The 7,765-nt window shown below is 36.1% G+C and carries 8 protein-coding genes; 5 read left to right on the forward strand and 3 right to left on the reverse strand.

The features are described 5' to 3' along the window. Positions 1-11: 11 nt before the first annotated feature. Positions 12-2,441: a heavy metal translocating P-type ATPase gene (locus BFI01S_RS20190; RefSeq protein WP_061794198.1), complete on the forward strand. Its 2,430-nt coding sequence runs from the start codon at positions 12-14 to the stop codon at positions 2,439-2,441. 106 nt (positions 2,442-2,547) lie between these two features. Here BFI01S_RS20190 and BFI01S_RS20195 read toward each other — a convergent pair whose 3' ends face one another. After that, positions 2,548-2,934 (reverse strand): hypothetical protein, encoded by a 387-nt coding sequence (locus BFI01S_RS20195; protein ID WP_019380884.1) that lies wholly within the window; start codon positions 2,932-2,934, stop codon positions 2,548-2,550. 690 nt (positions 2,935-3,624) lie between these two features. Between BFI01S_RS20195 and BFI01S_RS20200 the strand changes: the two genes are divergently transcribed. Then, positions 3,625-3,867 carry a hypothetical protein gene (locus BFI01S_RS20200; protein ID WP_019380886.1) on the forward strand — a complete coding sequence of 81 codons (243 nt, stop codon included), beginning with the start codon at positions 3,625-3,627 and terminating at the stop codon, positions 3,865-3,867. 383 nt (positions 3,868-4,250) lie between these two features. Here BFI01S_RS20200 and BFI01S_RS24455 read toward each other — a convergent pair whose 3' ends face one another. Both BFI01S_RS24455 and BFI01S_RS20205 read right to left on the reverse strand, forming a co-directional pair. Beyond that, complete coding sequence (locus BFI01S_RS24455) at positions 4,251-4,382, reverse strand: hypothetical protein (RefSeq protein ID WP_019380888.1); 132 nt, start codon at positions 4,380-4,382, stop codon at positions 4,251-4,253. 15 nt (positions 4,383-4,397) lie between these two features. Further along, positions 4,398-4,634: a hypothetical protein gene (locus BFI01S_RS20205; RefSeq protein WP_019380889.1), complete on the reverse strand. Its 237-nt coding sequence runs from the start codon at positions 4,632-4,634 to the stop codon at positions 4,398-4,400. Between the two features lie 134 nt (positions 4,635-4,768). On the opposite strand from BFI01S_RS20205, the gene BFI01S_RS20210 reads away from it, so the two are divergent. From BFI01S_RS20210 to BFI01S_RS20220, 3 genes are all read left to right on the forward strand, one after another. Beyond that, positions 4,769-5,482 (forward strand): response regulator, encoded by a 714-nt coding sequence (locus tag BFI01S_RS20210; RefSeq protein WP_035332177.1) that lies wholly within the window; start codon positions 4,769-4,771, stop codon positions 5,480-5,482. Further along, on the forward strand, positions 5,460-6,821 hold the full coding sequence (locus BFI01S_RS20215) for a sensor histidine kinase (protein ID WP_061794197.1): 1,362 nt from the start codon (positions 5,460-5,462) through the stop codon (positions 6,819-6,821). Before BFI01S_RS20210 ends, BFI01S_RS20215 begins: the two co-directional genes overlap by 23 nt. 233 nt (positions 6,822-7,054) lie before the next feature. After that, on the forward strand, positions 7,055-7,702 hold the full coding sequence (locus tag BFI01S_RS20220; RefSeq protein ID WP_019380892.1) for a YdhK family protein: 648 nt from the start codon (positions 7,055-7,057) through the stop codon (positions 7,700-7,702). Positions 7,703-7,765: the final 63 nt, after the last annotated feature.

The following is a 7,765-nucleotide window of genomic DNA, read 5'->3' on the forward strand; positions in this document are numbered from 1 at the left end:
GGAACATAAATATGGCTGAGCAATCAATTGCCAAAACACAAAATGATGTTGCCGGGGAAAATGTTACATTGAGCATTACCGGCATGACATGTGCAGCATGTGCTACCCGTATTGAAAAAAACATTGCTAAGGTTCCAGGTGTGCAAAAAGCTAGTGTTAACCTCGCTACAGAAAAAGCTTCTGTTACGTATGATTCAAAAACAGCTAATGTTAACGATGTCATTGAAAAAATAAAAAAGACTGGTTACGGTGTTCAAGAGGAAAAAGTCCAGCTTGACATCATAGGAATGACATGCGCAGCATGTGCAACCCGTGTAGAAAAAGGATTAAAAAAAGTAGAAGGAATAACAAGTGCTACTGTCAATTTAGCTACTGAAAAAGCAATAATCGAGTTCATTCCTGGAAACACGAATATTGAGCAAATCATCGCCGCTATAAAAAAGGTCGGCTATGATGCAAAGGTAGTTGGCGAGAGAGATGAAGATTATGAGCGCAATGCCAGGGAAAAAGAATATAAAAAGCAAATAAGGAAGTTTACTGTAGGGGCAATTTTATCCGTATTCTTTTTAGTTCAAATGATATCGGATTTTGCTATGGAGTATGGCAATGGAATGTTCTTTCATATGAGTCCTTGGGTACAATTCCTACTTGCTACACCAGTGCAATTCTATGTAGGCGGCCATTATTACCGTGATGCATACAATGCAGTTCGAGGCGGAAGTGCCAACATGGCTGTTTTGGTTGTACTGGGAACTTCAGCAGCCTACTTTTACAGTCTGATTGTTACAATTTTGGGAACTGGTCAATTTTTATATTACGAAGCTGCTGCTATCGTCATGACTTTGATTGTTTTAGGGAAATTGCTTGAAACAAGAGCTAAAGGACAAACATCGGAAGCTATTAGAACGCTGATGGGACTTCAAGCGAAAACCGCCAGAGTCATTAGGGATGGAGAAGAACTTGATATACCCCTGGAAGAGGTTCAAACAGGTGACCTGATTTTTGTTCGTGCTGGAGAAAAGGTTCCTGTTGATGGGGAAATAATTGAAGGAAACACTACCGTTGATGAATCCATGCTAACTGGGGAAAGCATGCCTGTTACAAAAGGGATTGGTGACACAGTCATTGGAGCAACGGTAAACAAACATGGTTCATTTACATTTAAAGCTACCAAAGTTGGCAAGGACACGGCACTGGCACAAATTATTAAACTTGTCGAAGAAGCTCAGGGCTCAAAAGCCCCTATTCAAAAACTCGCAGATAAAATTTCTGGAATTTTTGTACCAATTGTAATCTTAATTGCTTTAGCAACCTTTGCCATCACTTATTTCATCGCAGGATTTACACCTGCACTTGTTAGTACGATCGCTGTCCTGGTTATTGCATGCCCTTGTGCGTTAGGATTGGCAACTCCGACAGCTGTAATGGTTGGGACAGGAAAAGGCGCTGAAAATGGACTTCTTATTAAAGGTGCCGAACACCTCCAAACATCTCAGAGTGTAACTACGGTTGTTTTGGATAAAACAGGCACGATTACAAAAGGTGAACCAGATGTCACCGATATTATAGCTTTTGGAAAATATAAAGAAGATGAATTACTGCAGATAGCTGCATCAGCTGAAAAAGGATCGGAGCATCCTCTTGGGGAAGCAATTGTAAATGGTGCTAAGGAAAGTGGCATTCAGCTTCAGGAAACACAAAACTTTACTGCCATCCCTGGTCACGGAATTCAAGTAAGCATCAAAGATCAGAAGGTGCTGATTGGAAATAAGAAGTTAATGATCAAAAATAATATAGAGATAGGCACTGCTTTAAGCCGCATGGAACAGCTTGAAGGGGAAGGAAAAACCGCTATGCTAATAGCAGTTGATGACAGCCTAGCAGGCATAATCGCTGTCGCGGATACAGTTAAAGAAACCTCTGCCAAAGCGATTAAACATCTTAAAAATATGGGAATTGAAGTCATTATGATCACTGGTGATAATAAATTAACGGCCGAAGCCATTGCCAAGCAGGTTGGTGTCGATAGGGTCCTCGCTGAGGTACTTCCTGAAGACAAATCTGCAGAAGTTGAAAAATTGAAGCAGGAAGGAAAAATAGTTGCAATGGTTGGGGATGGGATTAATGATGCCCCAGCACTAGCTGCTGCCCATGTTGGAATTGCCATTGGAACAGGTACAGACGTTGCAATGGAGGCAGCGGATATAACATTAATGCGCGGTGACCTGATGGGAATTGTTGATACAATCAGTCTTTCCAAAACAACAATGAGAAAAATCAAACAAAATCTTTTCTGGGCATTTGCATACAACGTTGTATTGATTCCAGTTGCAGCAATCGGCCTTTTAAATCCGATTCTTGCTGGTGGAGCAATGGCTTTCAGCTCTGTCTCAGTAGTTGGTAACACATTATTTTTACGAAAATGGAAACCTGTACGTTGATATTGTCTGAACTAACACCTAACAAAATAAAATTGGAATTAAAGAATAGGATGACTCACATTAGAGTCATCCTATTCTTTTTTATATTGAGGGCTCTGTAATTCATTTAAATAAAAAACCGAAGAAATGACCAACTCAATAAAAATAATGTGCCACCAGAGGCTATTAATATAGTAGTTAACTGTATTTTTTCTTTAGCTTGAAGACGTTTATATTCTTTATAAGTAACTTCACCTTTAGCAAATTGAAGCCCTGCTTCATCTGGTGAAACCGAATAATCTCTTCCATAAGCATCTTGTAGCATGACATTTGTGATCAAAGGTAAAGCTTCACCAGGTAGTAATTTAAAGTTACTTTCAATGGATGTATTTTCTTGAATCTTCACTTGATCACCAGTGGTAGCAACACCCACAAGGCTGTAAATGGAATACATCTTCATCTCTTCACATATTTTAAGGGCTTGTCGTTCAATGACATCATGAGTAAAGCACAATTTCTTTCACCTCATTTTATTAAAGACTGTGAGAGGAGAGTTTTTCTTAATTTTTCGGTTTGTGTTGTATATCAGTATTGACCTCCACATTTTTCTTTTTTTAACATTTATATGCATGGTCAATTTCTACTGTGTATGCATAAATTATGCATACTTATATGGTAAAAGTGAGATGTATCTAAAACACTTTTTATAATTTTAAACTCTTTTATTATAAATGGTCAACAATCCAAGAAAATGAAATCAACTCTTGCTTCAGAGTTAGATATCCTGAAAACCCTCGTGCCATTATCTTTAATAAACCTTCATAACTCATAAGATTGGAGATAACTAAATGGTTTTTTTATCTTGGATTTTTCAAATTTTGATCATTTTCGTCATAATTATTATAGAACATATTGAAAAAGTACAGCTAAAGAAAGTTTTACCTTTAATTGCGATAGTGTTTGCTGCAGTGATTTTGTTGGTCATGATAAAGTAAGGATAAGTTTCAAAGAAACCAAGTTAAAACACATTATATCCCATAAGTGATCTATATTTCATGGGAAGTTATTAATGTCTCAATTCTTAATCTGGAAATTAGTCATAGTGAAATCTCAATAATCAAGTTAGTATTTTATATATATGTATTTTAGAACAAATCTTACACAAATCATACTTAGTGATTGTTAGATAAACAGAAGAAGTTAATTGAAAAATATCCGTTTATATAAAGAAAGGAAAGATGCCAAAGTGGTTATTCAATCAAATATGTCACCAGCAGCAATAGTTGAAGTTTGGTCCAATACAGCAGAAATTTTTAAAAGGCATAAAATTCCGTTTACAAAGCAGGTCTTAGCAACATTGATTGATGAAGAACAACTAATTCCGCTTCTCCACGAACTAAATGCAGCTGTAGGAAGCTCTGTTTCTACTTGCATAGATGGCGGCTGACAAATGCCATCTACAAAGGAGTAGGTGACTCCTTGGCTTAATGAAATAGTCTTACACTTGTGTCTTTTAACTTCTATGTTATTCTCTTATAACGAAGTAACATTTTTAACAAATATTAATTTGAGTTTATTCTAAAAAGACATCCTTTTGGTGCAAAGATTTCTTAGTAAAAGAAAAAGGCGGTATTTTACTAGTTGAATTGGAGCCATTTCGAAATACCTTTCAAAAGTTAAAAGGAAGAAAATTTGATAATAAAAAATGAAACCAAGATTACCAACAGCTTTTTTCAAGAAAGGGAGCAAATCAAAAACGCTTGGGATTATTATTTCCAAGCGTTTTTATGTGCTAATAATGTTGTTAAATTAGCTGTTGTTTATCCATGTTTAATGATTGACTTTTGATTTTTTTATTGCCATTTTCACAGTGAAAAATACTACGATTCCAATCATGGTAAGATTAAGCAGCCAACCTATAATACCATAAGCCATCATGCCAATTCCATATCCGCCCATCATTCGGGATCAACTCCCTTAAAAGTTATTCATCATACTTTCAGCACCACTTTGCTGCATCATACCATCCTTACCATGGCATGATTCAAACATATCTTTTTGCTCCTTTGTTGAGAGGTCGGGATGCATTTCTTCAATCATGGGCTTCATTTGCCCGAAGTTTAAACCTCCGTTTCCATTCTCCTCTGCAAATGCATATGTTCCTGCTCCTAAAATAAACCCTGCACCTAAGATACCAATCACAAATTTTCTCATGTATATTCATCTCCTTTCTTGTTTTTAGAATACCTTATGGAAATGTAAATCTTATGGAGAACTTATGTGGAACATATGAAGATTGCAATTCTAATAATCGAGGATGATAAAATGTATACAAGGAGTGGTTACGGGTGACTAAAATTCTTCTTGTAGATGATGAAGATATGATTCTTGAGGTATTAAAAGCCTATTTTGAAAAAGAGGGCTGGGATATTCTGTTGGCTTCTAATGGGATAGATGCCTTAAAAAAGGCAAAAGCCGACGACATTGATATTATTATTCTAGACCTAATGCTTCCTGATATTTCTGGAGAAGAAATATGTCGTTTAATAAGGAAAGAAAGTGATGTACCAATAATCATGCTGACTGCAAAATCAGACGAAGAGGATTTGTTAAATGGAATTAATCTTGGAGCGGATGATTATGTAAAAAAACCCTTTAGTCCAAGAGAAGTAGTAGTGAGAGCTCAAGCAATTTTAAGGAGAGTGAATAAAAGGATATCAGCTCACAAGCTTATATTTAATGAAAAAGAAATGATTATTGACTCAATAAAAAAAGAAGTAAAATTGAAAGGCAAGATTATTACCCTCACACCAATTGAATATAGACTCCTATTTACACTGGCCAGTTACCCAGGCAGGGTTTATAGTCGGATGGAGTTACTTGAAAAGTGTCAGGAGGACGGAACTTATTATGAAGGATATGAACGGAGCATAGACACTCATATTAAAAACCTTCGAAAAAAGATTGAAAGAGATTCACGGCAGCCTGATTATATACTGACCGTCTTTGGAATGGGTTATAAGTTTGGAGGAAGGCCCCATGCGGAAAACCATGCGCACTAGAATATTTTTTTATTTCTTAATAGTATCCTTATCAGGCATTTTATTAACTAGCCTTTCGATATTATGGGGTTTTGAAGGTCGCTTTAATAATTATTTATTAGAAGGAAGAGAGAAAAATATAAATCTGATTAAAGAAGAAATACTCAATGAGTATAAACAGACTGGCTCACTACAGAGTGACCAAGTTGTAAGTATTCTGCATGATCAAGCTATGACGGAAAATCTATATTATGAAATATATAATTCAAATGGAAAAATCCTCATTGAGACTAGCTCAATGAGAAAGATGATGGAGAATATGGGTCACAGACAAGATTCAGAGGCGAACTATAATTCAGATACTTATAATCTTTCTGTAGATAATAGTATTATTGGCAGCCTACAAGTGTATTATCAAGAGGAACTAGTCGCTGAGGATTTTTCATTTTTTCAAGCTATTAAAAGATATGTTTATGCTGCAGCTTTTTTTACAGTTATACTATCAGTTTTCTTTAGTATTTTATTTTCAAAATGGCTTTCTGCTGGATTCAATAAACTTTCGGTTGCTGTACAGGAGCTCCAAAAACATAAATGGAACACCCGCTTGAACGTTGAGGAATTGACTGAGGAAATGAAAGCTCTTGGATGGTCTTTTAATAATTTAGCAAGTTCACTTTCTAATGAAGAAAATCTTAGAAAGCAGTTTACCGCAGACCTCGCGCATGAACTTCGCACACCTCTTGCATCATTGAGAAGTCAAATAGAGGCTTTTCAAGATGGAATTTGGGATCCTACTCCGGAAAGGCTGCAACAAAGCCATAATGAGTTAATGCGCTTAGTACGTCTTGTAAATGAACTAGAAAAACTTCTTGCTGCTGAGAATCCACAGATTAAGTTAAATGTGAGTAATATAGAAGCAAATAAGATGGCATGTTTCTTAAAAAATCAATTTGATTCAATATTTAATGAGAAAGGAGTAAAACTCCAAATCCTTAATTCTGGAAAAGAATTATGGTTTCGTGCTGATCAAGACCGAGTTATTCAAATATTAACTAACATTCTTAATAATGCTCTTCAATATACTTCACCAAATAAAAGGGTGGTTATCTCAGTTCTTGAAAAGAATGACAATATAGGTTTCGTTGTAGCCGATGAAGGAGTTGGGATAGACGAAAAGGATCTTCCCCATCTTTTTGAACGATTTTACAGAGGAGATAAATCTAGAACCCGAAAAACCGGAGGGATTGGTATTGGCCTCTCCATAGTAAAAGCATTAGTAAATGCACATGGTGGAGACATACAGGTTACAAGTGAATTAAATAATGGCACTATCATAACGATTTTGTTCCCCAGAAATTAATAGGCACCAAAACCTTTTCAATTTTGAATTCACAACTTTTTGTCGGGGATTTCGCTAGCTGCTATTTACTTTTGTAAGTCCTCAATCGGATCAAAAAAACTCAAGAGGAATAAATATTTATCGAATGGGGAAAAGATTAAAAGCCAATGTTTTTATCTTACATAAGCTTACACCATATTTTCTGCACATTTTACAGTTATAATATCGGAAATTGCTAAAGGAGGATTTTGTATATGTTGAAAAAAGATTTTAGAAAATCAATTTTATTTGCATTGCTTGCTTCTCTTTTATTACTTTTGGGAGCCTGTACAAATGCAAATGATGAAAACGCAGAAAACAATGAAGGCACCGAGAATACAGAAGAGAGCAAAGACAATGAAGATATGGAAGGCATGGATCATGATAATATGGATGAAGATACAGAAGGCATGGATCATGATAATATGGATATGTCCAGCTCGGGCGAAGTTCCTGAAGGTTTAGAAGAAGCAGCTTCACCAACTTATGAAGTTGGAAGTAAAGCCATTATTGAGTCAGATCACATGTCAGGAATGAAAGGCGCTGAAGCAACAATAGTTGGAGCATATGATACTACGGTTTATACAATATCTTATACCCCGACGACTGGCGGAGAGAGAGTGGAAGATCATAAATGGGTGATCCATGAAGAGTTAGAAGGAGTCGAAGAAGAACCGCTTGAACCTGGAACAGAAGTTACTGTAAATGCGGAACATATGGAAGGTATGGACGGAGCAACAGCTGTAATTGACTCCGCTGAACAAACTACTGTATATATGGTTGATTTTACTACAACAACCGGTGGTGAAGAAGTGAAAAATCACAAATGGGTAACAGAAAGCGAGCTATCTCCAGCTGAATAAATTTATAAAACTTTAACATAATAAATAAGAATAAAAAGTCGATTCCAAACCATGGAATCGACT

It is taken from the genome of Cytobacillus firmus NBRC 15306 (assembly GCF_001591465.1).
Classification (GTDB): Bacteria; Bacillota; Bacilli; order Bacillales; family Cytobacillaceae; genus Cytobacillus; species Cytobacillus firmus.